The organism is Streptomyces griseorubiginosus, from assembly GCF_017614965.1.
Taxonomy (GTDB): domain Bacteria; phylum Actinomycetota; class Actinomycetes; order Streptomycetales; family Streptomycetaceae; genus Streptomyces; species Streptomyces griseorubiginosus_B.
This window is the reverse complement of the sequence record NZ_WVUG01000130.1, coordinates 1-23382: the sequence shown is the minus strand read 5'-3', so window position 1 is coordinate 23382 and position 23382 is coordinate 1. Positions and strand designations below refer to the sequence as shown.

Annotated in this window: 23 protein-coding genes and 1 pseudogene; 10 read left to right on the top strand and 14 right to left on the bottom strand. The window is 71.8% G+C overall.

The annotated features are described in order from the left end of the window. Together prcB and GRC12_RS23665 are read left to right on the top strand one after the other, a co-directional pair. Positions 1-765, top strand: a 765-nt coding sequence (gene prcB / locus GRC12_RS23670) for a proteasome subunit beta (RefSeq protein WP_208781366.1), incomplete at its 5' end; no start/stop codon positions are given. Positions 766-899: 134 nt separating this feature from the next. Next, entirely contained in the window at positions 900-2003 is a 1104-nt protein-coding gene (locus GRC12_RS23665) for a HoxN/HupN/NixA family nickel/cobalt transporter (RefSeq protein WP_244373663.1), read from the top strand. Positions 2004-2016: 13 nt separating this feature from the next. Here the strand turns inward: GRC12_RS23665 and GRC12_RS23660 are convergent, their stop codons facing one another. Then, positions 2017-2976 carry a hypothetical protein gene (locus GRC12_RS23660; RefSeq protein ID WP_208781365.1) on the bottom strand — a complete coding sequence of 320 codons (960 nt, stop codon included), beginning with the start codon at positions 2974-2976 and terminating at the stop codon, positions 2017-2019. 22 nt (positions 2977-2998) lie between these two features. Then, the gene (locus tag GRC12_RS23655; protein WP_208781364.1) at positions 2999-4471 is read right to left on the bottom strand and encodes an APC family permease; all 1473 of its coding nucleotides are present in this window, start codon (positions 4469-4471) and stop codon (positions 2999-3001) included. 334 nt (positions 4472-4805) lie between these two features. On the opposite strand from GRC12_RS23655, the gene GRC12_RS23650 reads away from it, so the two are divergent. Beyond that, on the top strand, positions 4806-5279 hold the full coding sequence (locus GRC12_RS23650) for a DUF5709 domain-containing protein (protein WP_208781363.1): 474 nt from the start codon (positions 4806-4808) through the stop codon (positions 5277-5279). A 2-nt stretch (positions 5280-5281) separates the two neighbouring features. Here the strand turns inward: GRC12_RS23650 and sthA are convergent, their stop codons facing one another. Further along, the gene (gene sthA, locus GRC12_RS23645; RefSeq protein WP_208781362.1) at positions 5282-6685 is read right to left on the bottom strand and encodes a Si-specific NAD(P)(+) transhydrogenase; all 1404 of its coding nucleotides are present in this window, start codon (positions 6683-6685) and stop codon (positions 5282-5284) included. A 153-nt stretch (positions 6686-6838) separates the two neighbouring features. Between sthA and GRC12_RS23640 the strand changes: the two genes are divergently transcribed. Then, positions 6839-7969, top strand: a complete 1131-nt coding sequence (locus GRC12_RS23640; protein WP_208781361.1) for a sulfite oxidase — start codon at positions 6839-6841, stop codon at positions 7967-7969. On the opposite strand, the gene GRC12_RS23635 is transcribed toward GRC12_RS23640, so the two are convergent. Then, positions 7966-8172 carry a hypothetical protein gene (locus tag GRC12_RS23635; RefSeq protein ID WP_208781360.1) on the bottom strand — a complete coding sequence of 69 codons (207 nt, stop codon included), beginning with the start codon at positions 8170-8172 and terminating at the stop codon, positions 7966-7968. The two genes, GRC12_RS23640 and GRC12_RS23635, sit on opposite strands and share 4 nt — an antisense overlap. 165 nt (positions 8173-8337) lie before the next feature. Here GRC12_RS23635 and GRC12_RS23630 point away from each other — a divergent pair, with 165 nt between their 5' ends. Beyond that, the gene (locus tag GRC12_RS23630; RefSeq protein ID WP_208781359.1) at positions 8338-10602 is read left to right on the top strand and encodes an MMPL family transporter; all 2265 of its coding nucleotides are present in this window, start codon (positions 8338-8340) and stop codon (positions 10600-10602) included. On the opposite strand, the gene GRC12_RS23625 is transcribed toward GRC12_RS23630, so the two are convergent. Continuing rightward, entirely contained in the window at positions 10574-11683 is a 1110-nt protein-coding gene (locus GRC12_RS23625) for a PP2C family protein-serine/threonine phosphatase (RefSeq protein WP_308286615.1), read from the bottom strand. The two genes, GRC12_RS23630 and GRC12_RS23625, sit on opposite strands and share 29 nt — an antisense overlap. 169 nt (positions 11684-11852) lie before the next feature. Further along, positions 11853-12746 carry a Gfo/Idh/MocA family protein gene (locus tag GRC12_RS23620; RefSeq protein ID WP_208781358.1) on the bottom strand — a complete coding sequence of 298 codons (894 nt, stop codon included), beginning with the start codon at positions 12744-12746 and terminating at the stop codon, positions 11853-11855. A 245-nt stretch (positions 12747-12991) separates the two neighbouring features. On the opposite strand from GRC12_RS23620, the pseudogene GRC12_RS23615 reads away from it, so the two are divergent. Next, positions 12992-13850, top strand: a pseudogene (locus GRC12_RS23615) (aldo/keto reductase). An 18-nt stretch (positions 13851-13868) separates the two neighbouring features. On the opposite strand, the gene GRC12_RS23610 reads toward GRC12_RS23615, so the two are convergent. Further along, on the bottom strand, positions 13869-14204 hold the full coding sequence (locus GRC12_RS23610) for a hypothetical protein (RefSeq protein WP_208781357.1): 336 nt from the start codon (positions 14202-14204) through the stop codon (positions 13869-13871). A 170-nt stretch (positions 14205-14374) separates the two neighbouring features. Between GRC12_RS23610 and GRC12_RS23605 the strand changes: the two genes are divergently transcribed. Beyond that, on the top strand, positions 14375-14626 hold the full coding sequence (locus GRC12_RS23605; protein WP_208781356.1) for a DUF5133 domain-containing protein: 252 nt from the start codon (positions 14375-14377) through the stop codon (positions 14624-14626). A gap of 13 nt (positions 14627-14639) precedes the next feature. On the opposite strand, the gene GRC12_RS23600 is transcribed toward GRC12_RS23605, so the two are convergent. After that, on the bottom strand, positions 14640-15608 hold the full coding sequence (locus GRC12_RS23600; protein WP_208781355.1) for a GlxA family transcriptional regulator: 969 nt from the start codon (positions 15606-15608) through the stop codon (positions 14640-14642). Positions 15609-15786: 178 nt separating this feature from the next. On the opposite strand from GRC12_RS23600, the gene GRC12_RS23595 reads away from it, so the two are divergent. Then, on the top strand, positions 15787-16242 hold the full coding sequence (locus GRC12_RS23595; RefSeq protein ID WP_208781354.1) for a DUF2269 family protein: 456 nt from the start codon (positions 15787-15789) through the stop codon (positions 16240-16242). A 128-nt stretch (positions 16243-16370) separates the two neighbouring features. Then, positions 16371-16586: a hypothetical protein gene (locus GRC12_RS23590; protein WP_208781353.1), complete on the top strand. Its 216-nt coding sequence runs from the start codon at positions 16371-16373 to the stop codon at positions 16584-16586. Between the two features lie 6 nt (positions 16587-16592). On the opposite strand, the gene tgmB is transcribed toward GRC12_RS23590, so the two are convergent. The 3 genes from tgmB to GRC12_RS23575 all read right to left on the bottom strand — a co-directional run bounded on the left by tgmB (position 16593) and on the right by GRC12_RS23575 (position 18197). Then, positions 16593-17567, bottom strand: coding sequence for an ATP-grasp ribosomal peptide maturase (gene tgmB, locus GRC12_RS23585; protein WP_208781352.1), 975 nt, complete (start codon positions 17565-17567; stop codon positions 16593-16595). A gap of 17 nt (positions 17568-17584) precedes the next feature. After that, complete coding sequence (tgmA, locus tag GRC12_RS23580) at positions 17585-17776, bottom strand: putative ATP-grasp-modified RiPP (RefSeq protein ID WP_208781351.1); 192 nt, start codon at positions 17774-17776, stop codon at positions 17585-17587. A gap of 85 nt (positions 17777-17861) precedes the next feature. After that, on the bottom strand, positions 17862-18197 hold the full coding sequence (locus GRC12_RS23575) for a YkvA family protein (protein WP_165954831.1): 336 nt from the start codon (positions 18195-18197) through the stop codon (positions 17862-17864). A 225-nt stretch (positions 18198-18422) separates the two neighbouring features. On the opposite strand from GRC12_RS23575, the gene GRC12_RS23570 reads away from it, so the two are divergent. Then, positions 18423-19466: a hypothetical protein gene (locus GRC12_RS23570; protein ID WP_308286614.1), complete on the top strand. Its 1044-nt coding sequence runs from the start codon at positions 18423-18425 to the stop codon at positions 19464-19466. A 10-nt stretch (positions 19467-19476) separates the two neighbouring features. On the opposite strand, the gene GRC12_RS23565 is transcribed toward GRC12_RS23570, so the two are convergent. The 3 genes from GRC12_RS23565 to GRC12_RS23555 are packed head-to-tail and all read right to left on the bottom strand — an operon-like array spanning position 19477 to position 23121. After that, positions 19477-21570 (bottom strand): xanthine dehydrogenase family protein molybdopterin-binding subunit, encoded by a 2094-nt coding sequence (locus GRC12_RS23565; protein ID WP_208781350.1) that lies wholly within the window; start codon positions 21568-21570, stop codon positions 19477-19479. Between the two features lie 22 nt (positions 21571-21592). Continuing rightward, positions 21593-22576, bottom strand: coding sequence for an FAD binding domain-containing protein (locus GRC12_RS23560; RefSeq protein WP_208781349.1), 984 nt, complete (start codon positions 22574-22576; stop codon positions 21593-21595). Beyond that, complete coding sequence (locus GRC12_RS23555; protein ID WP_208781367.1) at positions 22573-23121, bottom strand: (2Fe-2S)-binding protein; 549 nt, start codon at positions 23119-23121, stop codon at positions 22573-22575. Before GRC12_RS23555 ends, GRC12_RS23560 begins: the two co-directional genes overlap by 4 nt. Positions 23122-23382: the final 261 nt, after the last annotated feature.

The window sequence follows — 23382 nt, the reverse complement described above, 5'->3', positions numbered from 1 at the left end:
CCCGAACTGCTGCCCACCCGCCGCCCCTTCCCGGACGGCGTCCGCGCCGCGCCCGACCGGTTCCCGCACGGCACCACCGTCCTCGCGCTGACCTATCGCGACGGCGTGATGATCGCCGGTGACCGCCGGGCGACCATGGGCAACCTGATCGCGCAGCGCGACCTGGAGAAGGTGCACCCGGCGGACGACCACACCGCGGTCGCCTTCGCGGGCTCGGTCGGTCTGGCCCTCGACATGGTGAAGCTGTACCAGGTCGAACTCGTCCACTTCGAGAAGGTCGAGGGCATCCCCATGACCCTCGGGGCCAAGGCGAACCGGCTGGCCGGGATGATCCGCCAGAACCTGGGGCAGGCCATGCAGGGCCTGGCCGTCGTACCGCTGCTGGCGGGCTACGACCCGGCGGCGCCCGAGGGCCGCAGGGGCCGCATCTTCAGCTTCGACGTGGCCGGCGGTCTGTACGAGAAGCAGGACTTCCACGCCGACGGCTCCGGCTCCCCCTACGCCCGGGGCGCGCTGAAGAAGCTGTTCCGGCCGGGCATGGACCGGCGCGAGTCCGCCCTGGCCGCGCTCCAGGCGCTGTACGACGCGGCCGACGACGACTCCGCGACCGGCGGTCCGGACATCAGCCGGCGGATCTTCCCGATCGTCTCGGTGATCACTGAGGAGGGCTTCGAGCGCTTGCCGGAACAGGAGACCGAGCAGCTCAGCCGCGAGATGGTCGAGCAGCGCCGCAGCCGCCCGGACGGACCGAACGCCACGCCCTGACCGGCGCACCGCCCTTTGCCTTCCCATGGGGAAGAGCTGTCACGGGCTTTACTGCACATCATTTGCAAGTACGGGACCATGGCACGAGGTGGTTGATGGCAGCTGCCTTCGGACCGAGAGAAGGAACGTCCCGCATGACCTGGCACCGCCTCCGCACCTCCATGACGCGGGACGAGTGGACCAGGATCGGCGGGATGGCCGCCTTCGTCATCGCCCTGCACGTCATCGGCTGGTTCACGCTCGTCGGCATCGTGGCGCCCCAGCACTACAGCATCGGCGAGAAGTCCTTCGGCATCGGCATCGGCGTCACCGCCTACACGCTCGGCATGCGGCACGCCTTCGACGCCGACCACATCGCCGCGATCGACAACACCACCCGCAAGCTGATGGGGGAGGGCAAGCGGCCGTTGTCGGTCGGCTTCTGGTTCTCGCTCGGCCACTCCAGCGTCGTCTTCGTGCTGGCGCTGCTGCTCTCCCTCGGAGTGCGGGCGGTGGCGGGACCGGTCCGCGACGACAACTCCGAGCTGCACGACGTCACCGGCCTGATCGGCACGACCGTCTCCGGGACCTTCCTGTACGTCATCGCCGTCATCAACCTCGTCATCCTGGCCGGCATCTGGAAGGTCTTCCGGCAGATGCGCCACGGTCACTTCGACGAGGCCGCCCTGGAGGAGCAGCTCGACAACCGGGGCTTCATGAACCGGCTGCTGGGCCGCGTCATGAAGTCGATCACCAAGTCCTGGCAGATGTACCCGCTGGGCCTGCTCTTCGGGCTGGGCTTCGACACCGCCACCGAGATCGCCCTGCTGGTGCTGGCCGGCTCCGGGGCCGCCTCGGGGCTGCCCTGGTACGCGATCCTGTGCCTGCCCGTGCTGTTCGCCGCCGGTATGTCGCTGCTGGACACCATCGACGGCTCGTTCATGAACTTCGCCTACGGCTGGGCCTTCTCCAAGCCGGTCCGCAAGGTCTACTACAACCTCACCGTCACCGGCCTGTCCGTCGCCGTCGCCCTGCTCATCGGCACCGTCGAACTCCTCGGCCTGCTCGCCGAGAAACTGGACCTGCACGGCTTCTTCTGGGACTGGGTGGCCGGACTCGACCTCAACGTCGTCGGGTTCGTGATCATCGGCCTGTTCTTCGCCACCTGGGTGGTGGCCCTGCTGGTGTGGAAGTTCGGCCGGATCGAGGAGAAGTGGACGGCGGGCCTGGCCCGGCCGGCCGAACAGCCCGCCGAGTAGCCCCGCCCGCCCCTCACCCGCGCACCCGCATCTCCTTGCGCCACTTCACGAACTGCAGCTCCGGATCGCCGGTGTAGGACCAGGGGGTCCGGGTGGCGCGGGGCCCCAGCATCCGCAGCACGGCACCGGCGACCTCCTTGTCGCCCGCGTGACAGGCCGCGTGCGCGAGGTAGTTGAGGTCGCGCAGTTCGCCGGGGGCGACCCCGTTGTCCGTCCGGCCGATGATCCAGCGCTGCCAGGTCCGGCGCACGTCGCTGACGGCGCCGTCGTGGCTCCAGTGCTGGCCCAGGCCCACGGCGCTCTGGCCGGCGTGGCCCGCGTCGAGGGCGTAGCGGTACTCCTCCACGCGCGCGTACTGCAGCAGCACCGGCAGCGCGGAGCCCTGGGGCGCCACACCGGCCGCGTCGCGGGCGAAGTCGTACATCAGGCCGTGCGAGCCGTGCCAGCGCGCCGAGTAGTAGTGCAGGACCTGCAGATGGCCCTCCACGCTGTACGGGTCACGCCGGTGCAACTCGTCCCACCAGCGCGCCAGTTCCTGCCGCCGCACCCCCGCCGGGTACAGCCGGGCCACCGAGATCAGTGAGATCCACGGCGTCGGATCGTCCAGATACGCCTCCGCCGCCTGCAGACACGCCGTCACCGCGGTGTCGACACGGTGCGGGTCGATCGGCACGCCCCGGCCCGCGGCGATCGCCAGGTTGAACGCCCTGGCCGTCTCCGTCGCCGCCCGCAGCACCAGCGCGTCGGCGCTGTACGGCTCGGCGGCCAGCCACGACTCCGCCGTCGAGGTGCTCGCACAGGCCTGGGCGAGCAGCCGGATGCGGTGGCCGCGGGCGAGCCAGTCCGCGCCGGTGACCCGCAGCAGGTCCCGCAGGCCCTGCCAGCGGCCGATGACGATGTCGTGGGTGGCGTTGGTCAGGACAGCGTCCCCGCAGTCGGGGTCGAAGTCGGGGGCGAAACGGTCGCGCGCCATCGGGGGTCTCCCTCAGAAGTCCTCAGAAGTCGGTGGAGAGACCTTCGTGGGCACGGGAGTTCGCGGCGGCGTACGGGTCGAGGACGTACTCCGCCTCCACGGTGCGGGTGGCGTCCAGCCGGGCGGGGCGATAGTAGTCGCTGCCCTGTCTCCAGTACCAGAGCATCGGGACGAGACCGACGGCGAGCCCGCCGATGCCGATCGCGATGGCCGCGGTGTCCAGTTCGCCCAGCGACTCGACGAAGATCCAGAACATGAACAGCGCGCCGAACAGCGGCCACAGCCCGCCCAGGAGGAAGTTGCCCAGGGACTTCGTCAGCATCTTGCGGTAGGCGACGACGACCGCGAGGCCCGCGAGGCCGTAGTAGACGGCGATCTGCAGACCGATCGCCGAGATCGCGTCGGCGAGGATGTCGCCCACCGAGCCCAGGGCGTTCGAGGCGATGAACATCGCCAGCGCCACCCCGCCGACCACGACGATCGCCACGTGGGGCGTGTTCCAGGTGCGGTGCACCCGGCCGAGCGCGGGGGGCATCGTACGGTCGCGGCCCATCGCGAACAGGGAGCGCGTGACCTGGATGAGGGTGGTCTCCAGGGTGGCGATGGTCGACAGCATCACCGCCACGATCAGCAGCTTTCCGCCCAGGCCCGGCCAGATCTCCTCACCGAGCACGCCCAGCACGTTGGCGTCGTTGGCGTCGATCTGCTTCGAGGTGAGGATGACGTTGACCGCGATGGTGAACACCTCGAACAGCAGGAAGACGATGCCCACCCCGATCAGACCGGCGAGTCCGGTCGTACGACGGCTGTTGCGGGTCTCCTCGCTGAGGTTGCTGGTGACGTCCCAGCCCCAGTAGTAGAAGGCGGCGACCAGGGCACCCGAGGCGAAGCCCGAGACGCCGTCGAAGTGGGAGAAGCCCAGCCAGGACCACTCGAAGGAGCGGACGTTGCCGGTGTGGAACAGGGCGAGGACGGCGAACAGCGCCAGGATCGCGATCTCGATGCCGGACATCACCAGCTGGGCGCGGACGGTGAGCCGGGCGCCGCCCAGCACCACGAGCAGCATCACGATGAACCACGCCGCCCCGACCACCGTCGACAGCGCGGTGTTGCCGGCCAGGTCCGCGTCGAACAGGGACAGGGTCATGGAGCCGGCCGGCAGCGAGCCCGCCACCATGAAGATGGTCGCCGAGATCACCAGCGCCCAGCCGCTGATGAAGCCGAGAAAGGGATGCAGAGTGCGGCCCACCCAGGAGTAGCTGGCGCCCGCGTTGACGTCGATGCGGCTGAGATAGCTGAAGGCCAGGGCGATGCCCAGCATGGGTATCGCGCAGTACAGCAGCGCCGCGGGGCTGGCCAGTCCCACGGCGCCGACCAGGACCGCGGTGGTGGCGGCGATCGAGTAGGCCGGGGCGCTGCCCGCGACGGCCATCACCACCGTGTCGAAGGTACCGAGGGCGTTGGCCTGCAGCCCTCTGCCCCTGATGTTGCTCATGGTGCGCTGCTTTCCGTCGTGCACGACGCGAGGACGACCTGACACCGACGACGTAGGGGGGTGGAGGTGGGGCGAACTCACACCCGGCCGAAGAGGGTTGGCCTCGGGCCGGAGGTGGGCAAGGCGTGGAGGAATCCGCTCGGCCGATGCGTCGCCGGGCGGTCACAGCGTGTGTGCGAGTGATGATAGCCGCACTCATTGACGTTTCAAGATTGACCAGGGGGTAACCTCCTGGGCCTCCCGGGACCGAGGAGGTTGGACGGCGCGCAACGGGAAACGCGGATCGGGACACCGTACGGACAACGAACCGCCGCAAGGGCGCCAGGAGGTATCCATGGGCACCGACCCGATGGCCGACGACGTCTACCAGCCCACCGGGAGCAACGAGGAGCAGGAGGACGCGGCGCCGCTGGACCTGCAGGACGCCGTCGACGAGCGCGACTACGACGACACCCTCGACGAGGGCTACTCGCCGCCGGAGAAGCCGCTCGGCGTCACCCGGCACGGCACCACGGCCGCCGAACAGCACGACGGCGAGAGCCTCGACGAGCGGCTCGCCGAGGAGGTCCCCGACGTGACCGTGCCCCCGGGCGACGAGGTCGGCGACCTGCCCGGGGGCGAGGGCGAACCCGTGGACCCCGAGTCCGGTGCGGACCGGGCAGGACGCCTGGTCGCCCCGGACGAGGGCGCCCACGTCGACACCACGAAGGAGGAGGTCGCCTCGGACGTGGGCATCGACGGCGGGGCGGCCGGCGCCGAGGAGGCCGCCGTCCATGTCGTGGAGGACAGGGAACTGCCCGATCTGTGACGTCAGTCGCCGATGCGGTCGATCTGCCGCAGCTTGTTGGTGGCGTCGAGGGCGGCGACCTTGTAGGACTCCGCCAGGGTCGGGTAGTTGAACACCGCGTCGACCAGGTAGTCGACGGTGCCGCCGCAGCCCATCACGGTCTGCCCGATGTGGATCAGCTCGGTGGCACCGCTGCCGAAGCAGTGCACGCCCAGCAGCGTGCGGTCCTGGGGCGAGACCAGCAGCTTCAGCATGCCGTGCGAGTCGCCGATGATCTGGCCGCGGGCCAGTTCGCGGTAGCGGGAGATGCCGACCTCGAACGGCACGCTGTCCTCGGTGAGCTGGTCCTCGGTGCGGCCGACGAAGCTGATCTCGGGGATCGTGTAGATGCCGATGGGCTGCAGGTTGTGCATCTGCCCGACCGGCTCGCCGAAGGCGTGGTAGGTCGCCGAGCGGCCCTGCTCCATCGAGGTCGCCGCCAGCGCCGGGAAGCCGATGACGTCGCCGACGGCGTAGATGTGCGGCACCTCGGTGCGGTAGTGCTCGTCGACGGTGATCCGGCCACGCCGGTCGGCCGTCAACCCGGCCTTGGCGAGGTCGAGTTCATCGGTCAGGCCCTGCCGGCCCGCCGAGTACATCACGGCGTCCGCGGGGATCTTCTTGCCGCTCTCCAGGATGGTCAGCGTGCCGCGCGCATGGCGTTCGACGGCGGCGACCGTCTCCCCGAAGCGGAAGGTCACCGCGAGGTCCCGCAGGTGGTACTTGAGCGACTCGATGATCTCGATGTCGCAGAAGTCGAGCATTCCGGGCCGCTTCTCCACCACCGTCACCTTGCTGCCGAGCGCGGCGAACATGGAGGCGTACTCCATGCCGATGACGCCGGCGCCGACGATGACCATGGAGCGCGGGACGCGTTCCAGTGCGAGGACGTTGTCGGAGTCCATGATCGTACGGCCGTCGAACTCGACGCTGTCCGGCCGGGCCGGCCGGGTGCCGGTGGCGATGACGATGTTGTCCGCGCTCAGCAGCCGTTCGTTGCCGGTGACCTCGCGCAGCGCGACGGTGTGCGGGTCGACGAAGCGGCCGGTGCCGGCGTACAGGGCGACCTGGTTGCGGGAGAGCTGGCTGCGGATGACGTCGACCTCGCGGTTGACCACGTGCTGGGTGCGCGCGGTCAGGTCGGCGACGGTGATGTCCTCCTTCAGCCGGTAGCTCTGGCCGTACAGATCCCGCTGGGTGAGGCCGGTGAGGTACAGCACCGCCTCGCGCAGGGTCTTGGAGGGAATGGTCCCGGTGTGGATGGAGACCCCGCCGACCATGTCGGGGCGGTCGACGACGGCGACCCGGCGGCCGAGCTTGGCCGCGGCGATGGCGGCCTTCTGGCCGCCCGGGCCGGATCCGATGACGAGCATGTCGAAGTCGGGCACCCTTGGAAGTCTGTCAGCACGAAGGCCCTCTTCGAAAGGGTGAACGGGCAACGAGGCGCCCATTGATCGAATCCAACTCCCCTCGACCGGCGGCCGGTTGCCGGCCGACAAGAAGCAGGTGCCCCAGTGGCCACCCGGCGTGATAATGCGCCCATGGGCCATCGACTCGCCGACACGAGCACTCCCGCCCGGCTGGCCGCCCCCGACGAGGGCATCGGCCGCGACGAACTCGCGCTGGCCACCCGCAACCACGGCCTCCCCCTGGAGGCCCTGCGCTACGACGTCACCCCGCCCGGCCTGCACTACGTACTGACGCACTACGACATCCCGTACGTCCCCGAGGGCACGCCCTGGCAGCTGACCGTCGCAGGCCGCGTCCGCCGCGAGCTGCAGCTGAGCCTGGCCGATCTGCGCGAGTTCCCCCAGGTCACCACGCGGGTGACGCTGGAGTGCGCGGGCAACGGACGTGCCCTGCTCACACCCCGCCCGGTCAGCCAGCCCTGGCTCGTCGAGGCGGTCGGCACCGCCGAGTGGACGGGCGTGCCGCTGCGCCTGGTCCTCGGCGAGGCCGGTGCGGAGGCGGACGCCGTCGACGTGCTGTTCACCGGCGCCGACCACGGGGTGGAACGCGGAGTCGAACAGGACTACCAGCGCTCGCTCCCCATGGACGTGGCCACCGGCACCGAGCCCGAGGTGCTGCTCGCGTACGCGATGAACGGGGCCCCGCTGCCGCCGCAGCACGGATGGCCCCTGCGGCTGGTCGTGCCGGGCTGGTACGGCATGGCGCATGTGAAGTGGCTGCGCCAAGTCGACGTCCTGGACGAGCCGTTCACCGGCTTCCAGCAGAGCGTCGCCTACCGGCTGCGGCAGGAGTCCGGCGAGGAGGGCGAGCCCGTCACCCGGATCGAACCCCGAGCCCTGCTCGTGCCGCCCGGCTTCCCGGACTTCATGTCACGGGCCCGGGTGGTACGGCCCGGACCGGTGCGGCTGGAGGGGCGCGCCTGGTCGGGACGGGCGCCCGTCACACGCGTCGAGGTCAGCACCGACGGCGGGCACACCTGGCACGAGGCCGAACTGGAGCCCGACGGCGGCCGTCGCTGGGCATGGCGCCGCTGGCACCACGACTGGACGGCCACACCCGGCGAGCACGAACTGACGGCCCGGGCCGCCGACGCCGATGGCCGCACCCAGCCCCTGACGCAGCCCTGGAACCGCGGCGGCTTCGCCGTCAACCTGGTCCAGCGGGTACCGGTGCTGTGCCTCGAAGCGGACGGCGGCGATTAGGGCAGCAGCTTCTCCAGGGCGAGGGGGCCCTCCGTCTCCAGCTTGCGCCTGGCCCATTCCAGGCTGTGCGGGGTGATGTCCCTGCCCGTGGCAAGGACGAGATCCTCCGGGGACACCTCGGTGCCGGTGCTGGTGTGGAGCAGGGCGTCCGGGGTGCAGCGCTCCTCGGACGGCCCGGACGCGTCGGGCTGTGACATCTCCATGAGTGCTCCTCGGGTCCGGAAGCTTCTGTAAACACCATTCAACGCCCGGGCCCGCCCCGCACCCGGAGGGACGGGCAGCGGCCGTCCCGGCGGAGATGCCGACGTGATCCAACGGGCGTCTAATGGGGAGGACGAGCGACCCTGCCGTGGGAGAGGGCCTGTGCTATGTCACATACCACCGGCACGAGCACAGGGGGGAAGAGCACCAGCCGCGGAGGTCTTCTGCGACGCCTCGGAGAGTGGTGCGCCCACCACTTCGTGATCGTCATCGTCGCCTGGCTGGTCGCCATCGTGGCGCTGCAGGTCCTCAACCGCTCCTTCGGCGGCGAGTACTCCGACAACTTCTCGCTGCCCGGTGTGCAGTCCCAGAAGGGCCTGGACGTGCTGAAGAAGCACGACCCGGCGGCCGGCGGCTACAGCAGCCAGATCGTCATGCACGACGGCCAGAAGTCGCTGACCTCGCTCAGCTCGCAGATGTCCACCACCGTCGGGGACCTGCAGAAGCTTCCGCACGTCCTGTCCGCCCAGAACCCGCTGTCCGTGCAGCCCTCCAAGGTCGGACCCCTGTCCTCCGACGGGAAGACGGCCTACATCACGGTCCGCTTCAACGTCCAGCCCTCCACCCTGGGCGACGGCTATCTGAACGGCGTCGACAAGGCGGTCCAGCCGCTGCGGTCGGCCGGCGCCCAGGTCGAGTACGGCGGACCGCTCGGCGAACTCGCCCGGCCCGCCGCCGACGACCGGGTCAGCGAACTGATCGGCTTCGGCGTCGCCATCGTCGTCCTGCTGATCGGGTTCGGCAGCATCATCGCCGCCGGTATGCCGCTGCTCACCGCCCTGGTCAGCGCGGTCGGCGGACTGGCGATCCTCGGACTGGTCGCCGCCGCGTTCACCTTCGCCACCGTATCCCCGACCCTGGCCACGATGATCGGCCTCGGCGTCGGCATCGACTACGCCCTGTTCCAGATCACCCGGCACCGCCAGAACCTCATGAACGGCGCCGATCCCGTGCACTCCGCCGGTCACGCCACCGCCACCAGCGGCCGGGCCGTCCTCGTCTCCGGCTGCACCGTGATCATCGCCCTGACCGGGCTCTACGCCTCCGGCGTGAGCTTCATCGGCAAACTCGGTCTCGCCGCCGCGATCACGGTCGTCTCGGCGGTCATCGGCGCGCTCACCCTCGTACCGGCACTGCTGGGGCTCGTCGGCAGACGCATCGACCGCTACCACGTCCGCCGTCCCGTCGCCGAGACCGACGCCGAGCCGGGGACCGAGCCGCAGGGCACCTGGCACCGCTACGCCCAGCGCGTGGAGCACCGGCCCTGGCAGTTCCTCACGGCCGGAGTCGTGACCGTCGTCGTCCTCGCCATCCCGCTCTTCTCCATCCAGCTCGGCCACATCGGCGACGGAGCCGACCCCACCTCCTTCACCGACCGCCGCGCCTACGACCTGATGACGGACGCCTTCGGGCCCGGCTCCAACGGCCCCCTGACCGTCGTCATCGACCAGACCACCGTCCCCTCCTCCCAGCGCTCCTCCCTGTCCGACCAGGCCCAGAAGACCCTCAACGGCGTCGCGGGCGCGTCCACCGTCACCCCGCTGACCCCCACCAAGGACGGGGACGTCCTGATCAGCACGGTCTACTCGAAACAGTCCCCGCAGAGCGCCACCACCACGGACCTGACCAACCGGCTGGTCCACCACACGCTCCCGGACGCGGTCTCCGGTACGAGCGCCAAGGGTTACGTCACCGGCACCACCGCGGCCCAGGTGGACTTCCGTGACATCGTCGCGAGCCGTCTGCCCCTGATCATCGCCGTCGTGGTCGGCCTCGCCTTCCTGGTCATCCTCGCGGTCTTCCGCGGCCTGCTCGTCGCCGTCAAGGCGGCCGTCCTCAACATCCTGTCCATCGGAGCCTCGTACGGTGTCGTGGTCGCCGTCTTCCAGTGGGGCTGGGGCGGGCCCGCGCTGGGCGTGAACGGCAAGGTGCCCATCGAGAGCTATGTGCCGATGATGATGTTCGCCATCATCTTCGGCCTGAGCATGGACTACGAGATCTTCCTGCTCTCCCGCGTCCACGAGGCCTGGCTGCGCACCGGTGACGCCAAGGCCTCGGTCGCGCACGCCCTGGAGATCACCGCACGGGTCATCACCTGCGCGGCACTGATCATGGTGAGCGTGTTCGCGGCCTTCATCGTCAGCGACAACATCGTGGTCAAGATGCTCGGACTCGGCCTCGCGGTGAGCGTGCTGATCGACGCGACGGTGGTACGGCTGCTCATGGTGCCCGCCGTGATGACGCTGCTGGGCCCGCACGCCTGGTGGACACCGCGCTGGCTGGACCGGGTGCTGCCGCACATCGACGCCGAGGGCGACCACGAGGAGAGCGCCCAGCAGGACGTCAGCGAGCGTCGTGTGACGCGGACGTGAGCACGAGCATCGTCACGTCGTCGACGACGTCGGGGCAGTACCGTACGAGGTCCCCCCAGACCCGGTCGGCGAGCAGGGCCGGGTCGCCGTCGGCGAGGGCGGCGAGGCGGTCGGTCAGCGGGTAGAAGGTGCCGGAGGTGTCACGGGCCTCGCTCACCCCGTCCGAGGCGAGGAACAGGGTGTGGCCCGGCTCCAGCCGCAGCGCCGGCCCGGCGGACGGGCCGGTGTCGGCCAGACCGAGCCCGAGCGGCGTCCACGCCGTGAGCTCGACCTCGCTGACGTGACCGCCGCGCAGCAGCAGCGGCGCCGGATGCCCGCAGGACACCAGGCGCACGGACCGGCCGTCGGGCGAGAACTCCGCCAGGACGGCCGTCGCGAACAGCTCCGCGTAGCGGGAGGACGCCGAGTCGACCGCCAGTCTGCGGTCCAGCCGGGCGGCGACCGACTCCAGGTCCGGCTGGTCCAGCACCGCCTCACGGAAGGCGCCCAGCAGCGAGGCGACCGTGGCGACCGCCGACAGCCCGTGCCCCTGGACGTCGCCCAGCACGGCCCGCACCCCGTACGGCCCCTCGCGCACGTCGAAGAAGTCGCCGCCCACCAGCGTCCCGCGCTGCGCGGCCCGGTACAGGCCCACACAGCGGACGGGGCCGACCCGCTCGGGCAGCGGCGGCACGACCGCCCGCTGCGCGGCCTCGGCCACGGTCCGCTCCAGATCCAGCTGGGCGTCGCGGTGACTGCGCACGTACGACACGAACACGCTCAGCACCGCCACGAAGGCGATGGTCAACAGGTCCGTGTTGCCGGGCCGGTTGAGCTGGAAGGCGGGGACGTTGAGGACGACGACCACGCCGGCGCCCAGGAGCGCGGTCGCCCAGGGACCGTACGACAGGACGGCCAGCGGCGGGATCGCGCCCAGCAGGAAACCGATGTCGAGCCGGTTCGGGCTCACCAGCGTCGCCACGCACACGCCCGCGATCAGTGCGACCGGCAGCGCCTTCACCCACCACGGCGGCGGCGCACCCCGCAGCCAGCTCCGCCGGGCCTGGTCCCGGCGCGGCCACGGCACGATCGTTCTTCCCACACCACCACGCTCCTACGCCGGGGCGCGCCCCGCATGCCGACGACGGCCTGTCAGTGCCGGCGGGCACGCCGGTGGCAGACCTGATCAACCTGGTGGGGAGGCGCGATAGGCCGGCGTCCTGCTGCACATCGAGAACGACCCGAGGACGGCCACCGGAGTTGACGGGGTGTCAATCCGCCGCGCGGTCCAGCGACGCCTCCGCCTCCGTCAGGATCTCCGTGACGCGCAGGGCGAAGGCCGCGTCGCAGGGGTGCGGGCGTCCGGTCGCGGCCGCGTCGATCAGGGCGTCCGCGGCGTGGAGGAGGGCGGTGACGGCTCCCTCGGTGCTGTCCGGCAGCACGGCCACCCCCGTCTCGCCGCGCAGCTCGACCGTCGCGCCCGCCGCCGCGGACGGCGCCGACAGGCTCAGGGTGAGCGTGCTGGACGCCCCGCCCGCGTGATCGAGGACGAGGTGGACCGTGTCGCCGGGACCGGGCGCGGCCGCGACCACCCGCCGGACGTCGCCCAGGACCGGCAGCAGCACGGACAGCGCGTGCGGCCCCACGTCCCACAGCGCGCCCTTCTCCTGCCGCCACGGCGAATCGGCGAACGGGCTGCTGCTGTCACTGCCGAACAGCGACCCCAGCCACGCCGCCCGACCGGTGAACCAGCCCCCGGCAGCCGCCTGTTCGGAGATCCACGCCTCCGTCCGAGTGACGAAGCGGCTGGTGAAGAAGACCACCGACGCCACCCCGGCCTCCCGCACGGCGTCGACCACGGCCCGCCCCTGCTCCACCGTCGTCGCCAGCGGCTTGTCCAGCAGCAGATGACGTCCCGCCCGCGCGGCCCGCGCCGCCAGCTCCGCCTGCACCGCCGGCGGCAGCGCCACGGCGACCGCCTCCACGTCCGTCAGCAACGCGTCCACGTCGTCGTACGCCCGCGTGCCGTACCGGTCGGCCAGTGCCTTGGCCGCCTCCGGGCGCCGGCCCCACACCCCGACGAAGTCCAGCCCCGAGTGCTCGCTCAGGGCGGGGGCATGAGCCATCTCCGCCCAGGGGCCGGTACCGAGCAGTCCGATCCGCATGCCGCCGCCTCTCCACACCACCGCTGTACGGCAGCGAGCCTCGCACACCGACCGGCCCGCCGCACAAGGCGGTCGCCGGCACCACGGGATTCAGCGGACCCGCTGCTGAATGCGTTCGCTTTCCTCTATTGGACCTTCGGCCCCCGGCCGGGTCAGGCTGGATGGCGGTCCGGCACCGTCGTGGTCCATGTCCGACGGGCCGGACGTCATCCGGTCCCGCGACAGCCGAGAGAGGTCACCAGCACATGCACACCCGCCGCATCGGGGACGTCGACGTCAGCGCGATCGGACTGGGCGGGATGCCCATGTCCATCGAGGGGCGACCGGACGAGGCGCGCTCCCTGGCCACCATCCACGCCGCTCTCGACGCCGGCGTCACCCTCATCGACACCGCGGACGCCTACCACCGTGACGCCCACGAGGTCGGCCACAACGAGACCCTCATCGCCAAGGCCCTCGCCTCCCACGACCGCGGCAAGGACGTCCTGGTCGCCACCAAGGGCGGCCATCTGCGCCCCGGCGAACGGCAGCTGGACCCTCGACGGCAGCCCCCGCCACCTGAAGGAGGCCTGCGAGGCGTCCCTGCGCCGCCTCGGCGTCGAGGCGATCGGGCTCTACCAGTTCCACCGCCCCGACCCGAAGGTGCCCTACGCCGAGTCCGTCGGAGCCGTGCGGGACCTGCTCGACGAAGGCAAGATCCGGATGGCCGGCATCTCCAACGCCAACCCCGACCAGATCCGGCAGGCGAACGACATCCTCGGCGGACGCCTGGTCTCCGTGCAGAACCAGTTCTCCCCGGCCTTCCGCTCCAGCGAGCCCGAACTCGGCCTGTGCGACGAACTCGGCATCGCCTTCCTGCCCTGGAGCCCGCTCGGCGGAATCTCCCGGGCGGGCGAACTGGGCTCCACCTACGCGCCGTTCGACCGCATCGCCAAGGCCCACGGGGTGAGCCCGCAGCAGGTGTGCCTGGCCTGGATGCTCGCCAAGTCCCCGGTGGTCGTGCCCATCCCCGGCTCCAGCCGCCCGGAGACGATCCGCGACTCCCTCGCCGCCACCGACCTCGAACTCGGCGCCGAGGAACTCGCCCAGCTCGACGCCGTCTGACGCCCGCTCCGCCACCGGTCAGGCGGCGCTGCTGCGCGGGATCCGGTGCGGGCAGCTGGCGTCGTGGTCGGTGCCCAGACTCGTCCACCACCGCTCGCAGCAGGCCGCGTACAGCTCCTCCCGGACGATCTGGTCGGCCGCCGAGCGCACCGGCCGGCGCGGCCCGGTGCCCGCCGCCAGCAGATCGCGGATCAGTGTCTCGCGTACGACGGCGATGACCGGGACCACGCTCGCGGCGGCGAACAGGCACGCCATCCAGAGCGGGCCATGAGCGAGGTCGAGCACCGCCGTCGCGGCGAGCCCGCCGGTGGTGACGAGATAGAGGGCGCAGAGGAGGCGGCCGGATCGGTTCATGGTGGTCACCGTTCGTGCAGGGATGGTTGCACTCCGTTCAACGCGTGGGAGGGCGTGAGGGAATCGGGTCGACCGACGGTATTGCGTCAAATCCGGGCGCCGTGGAGGAAGGCAGGAATGGTCCGGCCCTGTCCGGGAATACGAGGCGAAAATCGAGAGAGGGGCGCTTCGTGCTCGTTCCGGACCCGAAGGTCGTCAGAACGTTGCTCACCACGTACGCATCGCTGCGCATCGCGCAGGCGGAGCGGGACCGGCCGCACACGGCGCGCGCGTTGGCGGAGGTCAGCCGCGAACTGTGCGCCACGATGGGAACCGCGGACCTGCACGAGGCGATCGCCCGGGCCGACGCCCTGTTGCGTGCCGCGCGGGGGATGACCGGTGGGGAGCGGCGCGGCGAGGACGGCGTGAAGTCCGCCGCCTGACCGGCCGTCGGTTTCAGGCCCGTGCGGCCACGACGGCAGCGCCACCCTGGAAGGAGCCGCGGTAGGCCTGCGGGGTGGTGCCGACCACGCGGCGGAACCGCTCCCGGAACGCCGTCGGCGACCCGAACCCCGCCTGTCGCGCGATCCGTTCGACGGGATGGTCGCTGTTCTCCAGCAGGTACTGTGCCCGGCGCACCCGGGCGCGCAGCAGCCACTGCAGCGGGGTGGTGCCCGTCTGCTCACGGAAGCGGCGGCTGAAGGTCCGCTCGCTCATGCCGGAACGGGCCGCCATCGCGCCGAGGGTGATCTCGCCGCCCAGGTTGTCCTCGATCCACTCCAGCACCGGCTCCAGGGCCGAGCCGCGCGGTACGGGTGGCTGCTCGTGCACGATGAACTGGGCCTGGCCGCCTTCGCGTTCGAGCGGCATGACGGACATGCGGGCGGCGTCGGCGGCGACGGCCGAGCCGAGGTCGGTACGGATCATGTGCAGGCACATGTCCAGGGAGGCGGCGGCGCCGGCCGAGGTGAGGATGCGGCCGTTGTCGACGTAGAGCACGTCCGGGTCCACCGTGATCCGTGGGTAGCGCCGGGCCAGTTGGCCGGCGGCCACCCAGTGCGTGGTGGCGCGCAGCCCGTCCAGCAGTCCCGCCTCCGCGAGGACGAAGGCGCCGGAGCAGACCGAGGCGATCCGGGCGCCGGCCCGGGCCGCCCGGCGCAGGGCGTCGAGGGCCCGGGGCGGGGGCGCTCCGGCCGCCTCCGAGCATCCCGGCACGATCACGGCGTCGGCGTCGGCCACCGCTTCGAGGCCCTGGTCGACCCGGATGGTGAAGCCGTCCGCCCTGACCTCGGGCGATTCCGCGCACACCCGCAGCCGGTAGGGCCGGCGTCCGTCGGGCAGCCGGGTGCGGCCGAACACCTCCAGCGGTGCCGCCATGTCGAACGGCACCACATGGTCCAGAACCAGGATCGCCACCGTGTGCATGGAGCCACGATAGGCGGATTCCTGCCAGTGCCGTCAGCTGGGTCTCCGTGCAAAGTCACAGGTGAGGTCTTTGGCGGGAATCCGTTGGAAGCTGTCGTTTCAGCCCCTGTTCCGGTCGTCTCGAAGATCCCTAGCGTGAGCCGCGCTCGATTGATCGGTCGCGTTGCGGAAGGCCTCCATGACCAAGCTCCTGCTCACCCTCCATGTCCTGGCGGCCATCGTGGCCGTGGGGCCGGTCACCGTCGCGGCGAGCATGTTCCCGCCCGCGGCACGCCGGGCCGGTGAAGGGGAGTCCGCGGTCGGCACCCTGCGGCTGCTGCACCGGATCTGCCGGCTCTATTCGGCTGCAGGCGTCGCGGTTCCGGCCTTCGGGTTCGCGACCGCGGCGGCGATGGGGGTGCTGGGCAGCGGTTGGCTGATCGCGTCCATCACGCTGACGGCCGTGGCCGCCGGCCTCCTGATCGCCTTCGTCCTGCCCCGTCAGGACGAGATCCTCGGCCAACTGGACGGCGGAGGGGCGGTGGAGCGCTCGGGCACCGTCCGACTCGCCATGTTCACCGGCCTGTTCAATCTGCTGTGGGCGACCGTCACCGTCCTGATGATCGTGCGTCCCGGATCCACCACAGGGGCCTGACCGGCCGCCCACACCGCCCTCCCGAGCGTCAAGCGCTCTTGGTGAATTCACACCCTGGTATGCCGGGGCGCATACACTCGTCAACCGTGCCCAAGTGATGGGCCACCACACGAAAGGCGCGTTGACGGGTGTTCCAGGATTCCCCCATCTACGACCGACTCGTCGCCGAACGCGGCGACGTCCCCACTCAGACCCGCCGAGAGGCCGAGCGCGTCAGCCGGGAACTGGAGTACGTCATGCGACCGCTGCAGTCCTTCGGCGCCGGCCCGAACCCCGACCGCCAGGCCTCCCCGGGCACCGGGTGGCAGCGGTCCGCGCTGCTGCCCGGCACGCTGCCCCACTGACCGTACTCAACGCACCGTGCTGCTCGCCCCGTTGACCTGGGACGACGGCTCGGTGCCGGGGCTCGCCAGCCAGTCCGCGACGGCCCGCGCGATGGGCTGGCCGGTCTCGACCTCGACGAAGCCGAACTGTCCGGACTGGTTGCACTCCAGGAACCACCACGTCCCGTCCGCGTCCTCGGCGAAGTCGAAGGCCCCGTAGGTCAGTTCGGCCGCGCGCAGATAGGCGCCGACGGCGGTGGCGATGCGCGGCGGCACCTCGGTGGCCTGCCACGGGACGTCCGCAGAGGCGAACCGCACGTCGACCTCGTCGGCTTCGTCGGCCGTCTTGCGGGCCGCCAGCATCCGTTCACCGACCACGGTCAGCCGGATGTCGGCGCGTTTGGCCACGCGTCGCTGCAGCAGGGTGGGGCCGAAGGCGACGGCGGAGAAGTCCGTGTCCGGTGCGACCCGGCTGGTCGGCACCGCCCGCGGGGGGTCCTGCGGATGCGCCCCGGAGACCGGTTTGACCACCAGGTCCGGATACCGCTCGGCGAACTCCCGCGCCGCCTGCGGGAACGATGTGATCAATGTCGCGGGGACCGGCAGCCCGCAGCGCTGGGCGAGCCGCAGCTGCCAGGGCTTGTGGCGGGCGCGCCGGGCCGCGTCGGGGTGGTTCATCCAGCGCGCGTCGCTGCCGCGCAGCATGCCGTACAGGGCCTGCGAGGACTCCTCGGTGAGCCAGTCCGAGGGGTCGGGCGCCCGGGTGGCGGGGATGCCCGGCCTGCGGACCCAGATGGACCGCAGACCCGAGATGCTCACCAGGCGCCCCGCGGACTGCAGATGCCCGCGGAAGGCGCCGTGGACGTACTCGCCGGACAGTGCGACGGCGCCCGGCAGGTCGGCCGGGTCGAGACGGACCACAGGGACCCCGGAGGCGTTGAGGTGGACGACGACCATGTCGGCCGTCACATCCTCTTCACAGGTCAGGATCAGTACGGTCATTGTGGGCGGTTCCGCGTTCAGTCGTCGAAGTGGGTCTTGGAGCCCGCGGTCGACGTCGTGGTCCCCAGTTCTCTGAGCAGTGCTGAGTCACCGGCGGCGATCCGGCCGTCCATGGTTACGTTCAACTGCAGTCCGGTGTCGTAGACGTACGGAGTCGTGGCCTCCAACTCCACCGCCGGACGTGCGTAGTTGAGCGCGAACGGTTGCATCGTGTCTCCCTCGTCGGTCTGCGCCGACCAAGCGTTGCGCCCCCCTCGGGCGCCGTTTGGTCCGCCGACTGCCTTGCCCTTCCAGTCACTTATACGAATCGAACGAGTGATTGGTTTCCTTACTCTGCGTAATCGTGGGGATTTTGTGCCCATACGCCCCACGCAGAGGCCCCCGAAGGCTGTGCAGTGCGAGAAGAAGAACGCCGATGTCGTCCAGGTAGACCGGATCGGGCAGCAGGTCCGTCGGCAGTACGAAGTACAGGACGGCGCCCCAGAAGACCCAGCGCGGCCCGGTCGGCAGGCCGGCCCGGCGCAGATCGCGCCGGGTGCGCACCAGCCGCACCAGAACGACTACGGCCGCGGCGAGCAGGAGTGCCGCCAGGACTGCGGCGACGACGATCACCGTTGTGGTCGTATCCACGGACCTTCCTCCGTCCGGCGTGCCGAACGGCGCGCCCTTCTTCACGGATTCCCCCATCCGCCGCCGGTACGTCCACAGGCTTGCGACAGGGGGCTCATACCGGCGGCGCACGCCGGGTGGCACCACGCGCCCGCAGCGCTTAGTAATGGCGAGGTAACGTCGCGTGCATCGCGTCGCGGGGCGGCGAGAGCTGCCGCAGTCCTGACCTCTCTCCCTGGAGCAGAAGTGAGCATCCGCTCTTCCTCACCCCAACCCGACGACACCTCCATAGCCGCACGCCACCAGGACCCGGTCACCGCCCTGGTGCACGCCGCGGTCGCCGACCGTCCGCTGGAGGAGGTCGCCGGCCTGATCACCCTGCTGGAGCAGTCTCCGCAGTACGCGCGGGCCACGGTCGACGCGCTGCGCGCGGTGGGCACGGACCGCTCCGTGGAGGACGTGACCCGGCTGGTGGCCCTGCTGACCCGGCCGCCGCGCGACCCCGACTGTGCGGACGAGGCGATCCGCGCCGCCGCCGAGAGCCGCCCGGTGGAGGACGTGACCCGGCTGATGTCCCTACTGCACCGGACTCCGCTGGAGCCCCACTGCGGTCAGGAGGCCGCCCGGGCCGCCGCCACCGCGCGGCCCGTGGAGGAACTCGTGGAGCTCATCGGCCGCCTCAGCGAGGAACGGGACGCACACGCCGACCGGATGACGGCACAGGCCCGGCAACAGCCGCACGGCGTCCCGGCCATGCCCGAGGACGGGGCCCCGCCCCCCGAGCACGACCGCGAGTCCGACGCCCCGGCCCCCGCCGAGGTCGACCTCGCACCCCGCATACTCCCGCGTACGCCGAACCGCCGCCCCGTACGCCACTCGTGGCCCGGCGTCCTCGCCGCCGCCGTCCTCCTGCTGTGCGGGATGCTCTGGTTCCCCCTCCACCGCGACGGCGCGCCCCCGCAGTCGTACGGCCTCACGCTCGGCGCGTCGGCACTGTGCACCCTCCTGGCCGTACTGCTGACCCTGCGGCCCACGCTCCCCGCCTTCGCGGTCGCGGCCGTGGTGCCGACGGTCCTCGCGGCCGGTCAGATGTACGAGGGGCGGTTCCACACGGAACCGCTGTCGAGGGCGCTCGACCTAACACTCGCACCGAGCTGGATCGCCGGCGTCGCCGCCGTGTGCGCGGCACTCGCCGCGCTGACGGGCGTGCTCGTACGGCTGGCGGCACAGCAGCCGAAGGCCGCGGCACCGCCGCGCCCGCTGGCCGCCGCCCGCCGCACCCCGGAGTGATCCCGGGGCGTCAGACCGAGGTCAGGGCGGTCAGCATCCGGTCCGGGGTGAGCGGCAGTTCGCGCAGGCGGACACCGGTGGCGTGGTGGACGGCGTTGCCGATCGCGGCCGCCGTGCCGACGATGCCTATCTCGCCGATGCCCTTGCTGCCCATGGGGTTGAGATGCGGATCGTCCTCGTCGATCCAGTGCGCCTCGACCTCCGGCACGTCGGCGTGCGCCGGCACGTGGTAGGAGGCCAGGTCGGACTCGGTGAAGTCGCCGAACGCGGCGTCCATGGTGCTGCCCTCGGTCAGCGCCATGCCCAGGCCCATGGTCATGCCGCCGATGAACTGGGAGCGCGCGGTACGGGCGTTGAGGATGTGCCCGGCGGCGTAGACGCCCAGCAGCCGCCGTACCCGCGTCTCACCGCTCACCGTGTCGACGGCCACCTCGGCGAAGTGGGCACCGAAGGCGTGGCGCGCCCACGGGCTGTCGGCGTCGGCCTGTCCGGCCGTGTCGGCGCGGGCCTCGACGCCCTCGGCGGGCAGCGGACCCGTGTGCTCGGCCAGACGATCCGTCAGCCGGACGCTGGCCTCGTGGACCGCCCAGCCCCAGGAGGCCGTGCCGGACGAGCCGCCCGCCAGCGAGGCCGACGGCAGATCGCTGCGGCCCACCTCCGTACGCACCCGCTCCAGCGGGACCCCGAGGGTGTCGGCCGCGACCTGCGCGAGGACCGTACGGGCGCCCGTACCGATGTCCGTGGCGTTGACCCGGACGAGGAACGTCCCGTCGGGCAGCGCTCGCGCCGCCGCGGTCGACGGCGAGATGTTGACGGGATACATGGCCGCCGCCACCCCCGTCCCGATTAGCAGCGCGCCCTCGCGCCGGGCCCGCGGCCGTGGATCGCGCCGCGACCAGTCGAAGCGGCGCGCGCCCTCGCGCAGGCACTCCACGAGATGCCGGCTGCTGAACGGCTTCCCGCTGTCGGGCTCCGTCTCCGGCTCGTTGAGGATCCGCACCTCGACGGGATCCATGCCGAGTTCACAGGCCAGCTCGTCCATGGCGGACTCCAGCGCGTACATGCCGGGCGCCTCGCCGGGCGCCCGCATCCACGACGGCGTGGGCACGTCCAGGGCCGCCACCCGGTGGACGGTACGGCTGTGCGGCGCGGCGTACATGACCCGGGCGGGTACGGCTGCCTGCTCCACGAACTCCTTGACGCGGGAGGTGTGGGTGGTGACCTCGTGGACCAGGGACGTCAGCCGGCCGTCGGCTCCGGCGCCGAGCCGGATCCGGTGCAGGGTCGGCGCCCGGTGCCCGACCACCGCCGGCAGCTGACGGCGGGGCAGGGCGAGGGTGACGGGCCGGCCGGTGTGCCGGGCCGCCAGCGCTGCCAGCACCACGTCGGGACGAGGGGTGCCCTTGGAGCCGAAGCCGCCGCCGACGTGCTCGGCGACGACGACGATCCGCTCCTCGGGCAGGCCGAAGAGCTTGGCGAGCGTGGCCCGTACCGCTGTCGAGCCCTGGCTGGAGGTGTGCGCGAGGAGCCGTCCGCCGTCCCAGTGCGCGGTGCTCGCGTGCGGTTCCATGGGGTGGTTGTGCAGCGGCGGGACGCGGTAACGGGTGTCCACGCGCACGGCCGCGGAGCCGAAGGCACCGTCGGGATCCCCGCGTCGCGTGCTGCCGGGATATCCGGCGTTGGCCTTCTCGGGGGCGTACGCCGCCGGGTGGTCCTCGGTGAGGGAGACGTCGTGCTCCTCGGCGTCGTAGGAGACCCGCACCGCCGCGGCACCCGCCCGTGCGTCCTCCAGTGTCTCGGCGACGACCAGGGCCACGAACCAACCCCGGTGCGGGACGCGGGGGTTCTGCAGCACGGCGAGCGTGGGGTCGTCGGGCTCGGCCAGGCGGGGCGTGTTCTCGGGCGTGAGCACGGCCAGGACTCCGGGCTGCCGCAGCGCGGCCGAGGCGTCGACGGCCCTCACCGTGCCGCGTGCGACCGTGGCCGGCACCGGCCAGGCGTAGGCCCGGCCGTCCGGCACGTGTTCGGCGGCGTAGCGGGCACTTCCGGTGATCTTCTGCAGACCTTCCCGGCGCTCGGCGGGGGCGCCCAGGGCGGCGGCCATGTGGTCCTCCTCGGCTGACGGTTCACGTCCCGGCGAGCCGGGTCAGGACGTCCACGGCGAGGCCGCGGGCGAGCGGCACCTTGTAGGCGTTGTCCCGCAGCGGCCGGGCGGCGGACAGTTCCAGGTCGACGGCGTGTTCGAACGCGGCCGGGGTGGGCGCCGCACCGAGCAGCGCCCGCTCGGCCGTCCGCGCCCGCCAGGGCCGGTGGGCCAGCGCCCCGAAGGCGAGGCCGGCGTGGGCGACGACACCGTCCGCGATCCGCAGCACCCCGGCGACGGAGGCCAGGGCGAAGGCGTACGAGGCCCGGTCGCGCGCTTTGCGGTACAGCGACGGCAGTCCCGCCGTGACGGGCGGCAGCACCACGGCCGTGACCAGTTCGTCGGGCCGGATCTCCGTGTCCCGCTCCGGATGGTCGCCCGGCAGCCGGTGGAACGCGTCGGCGGCGACGTCACGGGCGCCCGCGGGTCCGTACAGCTCGATCCGCGCGTCGAGGGCCGCCAGGGCCACCGCCATGTCCGAGGGGTGGGTGGCGATGCACTGCTCGGAGTGTCCGAGCACCGCGTGGTCGCGGTGGACGCCCTCGCGCGCGCCGCAACCGCTGCCCGGCGCACGCTTGTTGCACGGTTTCGAGACGTCCTGGAAGTACGGGCAGCGGGTGCGCTGCAGCAGGTTGCCGCCGGTGGTGGCCACGTTGCGCAGCTGGCCCGAGGCGCCCGCGAGCAGTGCCTGGGAGAGGGCGGGATACCGGTCGCGCACGGCGGGATGCGCCGCCAGGTCGCTGTTGCGGACCGTGGCTCCGACGCGCAGCGAGCCGTCGGGCAGCTCCTCCACCGTGTCCAGGGGCAGCCGGCTGACGTCGACCAGGGTGGTGGGCTCCTCCACGCCGAGCTTCATCAGGTCGACGAGGTTGGTGCCACCGCCCAGAGGGCGGGCGCCGGGCCGGGAGGCGAGGGCGGCGCAGGCGTCCTCGACGCCGGTGGCGCGGACGTAGGCGAAGGGCCTCACGGGATCACGTCCTCGACCGCCTCGACGATGTGGGGGTAGGCCCCGCAGCGGCACAGGTTCCCGCTGAGCCGCTCCCGGATCTCGGCCCGGTCCAGGGGTACCGGCCGCCCCGGGGGCGTGCCCGGGCCGGTGACGTGGGAGGGGTGGCCGGCGGCGGCCTCGGCGATCGCTCCCAGGGCGGAGCAGATCTGGCCGGGTGTGCAGTACCCGCACTGGAAGGCGTCCCGGTCCAGGAAGGCCTGCTGCAGCGGGTGAAGGCGCTCCGCGTCGCCGGTCAGCCCCTCGACGGTCGTGACCTCGCTGCCGTCCAGGGACACCGCGAGCAGCAGACAGCTGTTGACGCGCCGCCCGTCCACCAGCACCGTGCACGCACCGCACTGCCCGTGGTCGCAGCCCTTCTTGGCGCCGAACAGGCCCAGGTCCTCGCGCAGCAGGTCCAGCAGGACCCGCCGGTGGTCGACGGTGAGCGTGTGCGGCTTGCCGTTGACCCGCAGGGTCGTGTCGGAGCGGTGACGGTCGCTGTGCGGGTGCTGACTGCTGCCCATGGCGGGGGCCCTTCCGGACGGGCTGATGTGCCGTCCCCACCGCGTATCCAGCCTGCGCCGACTGACACGTCCGCCACGCGCGGCGACGGGCGTCTCAGTCCTCGGGTGTGTCCCCGTCCTGCTTGCCGTCGGCTTCGGGGCGCCGGCTGCGGGCCGGGGCCACTCGCCGGCCACCGCGTGCTTGTGGACCTGCCAGCCGAAACCGGGCAGATCCAGGCTCACCCGCCGGTCGTAGGCGTTGCCGCCGCTCGGCGCGGCCGG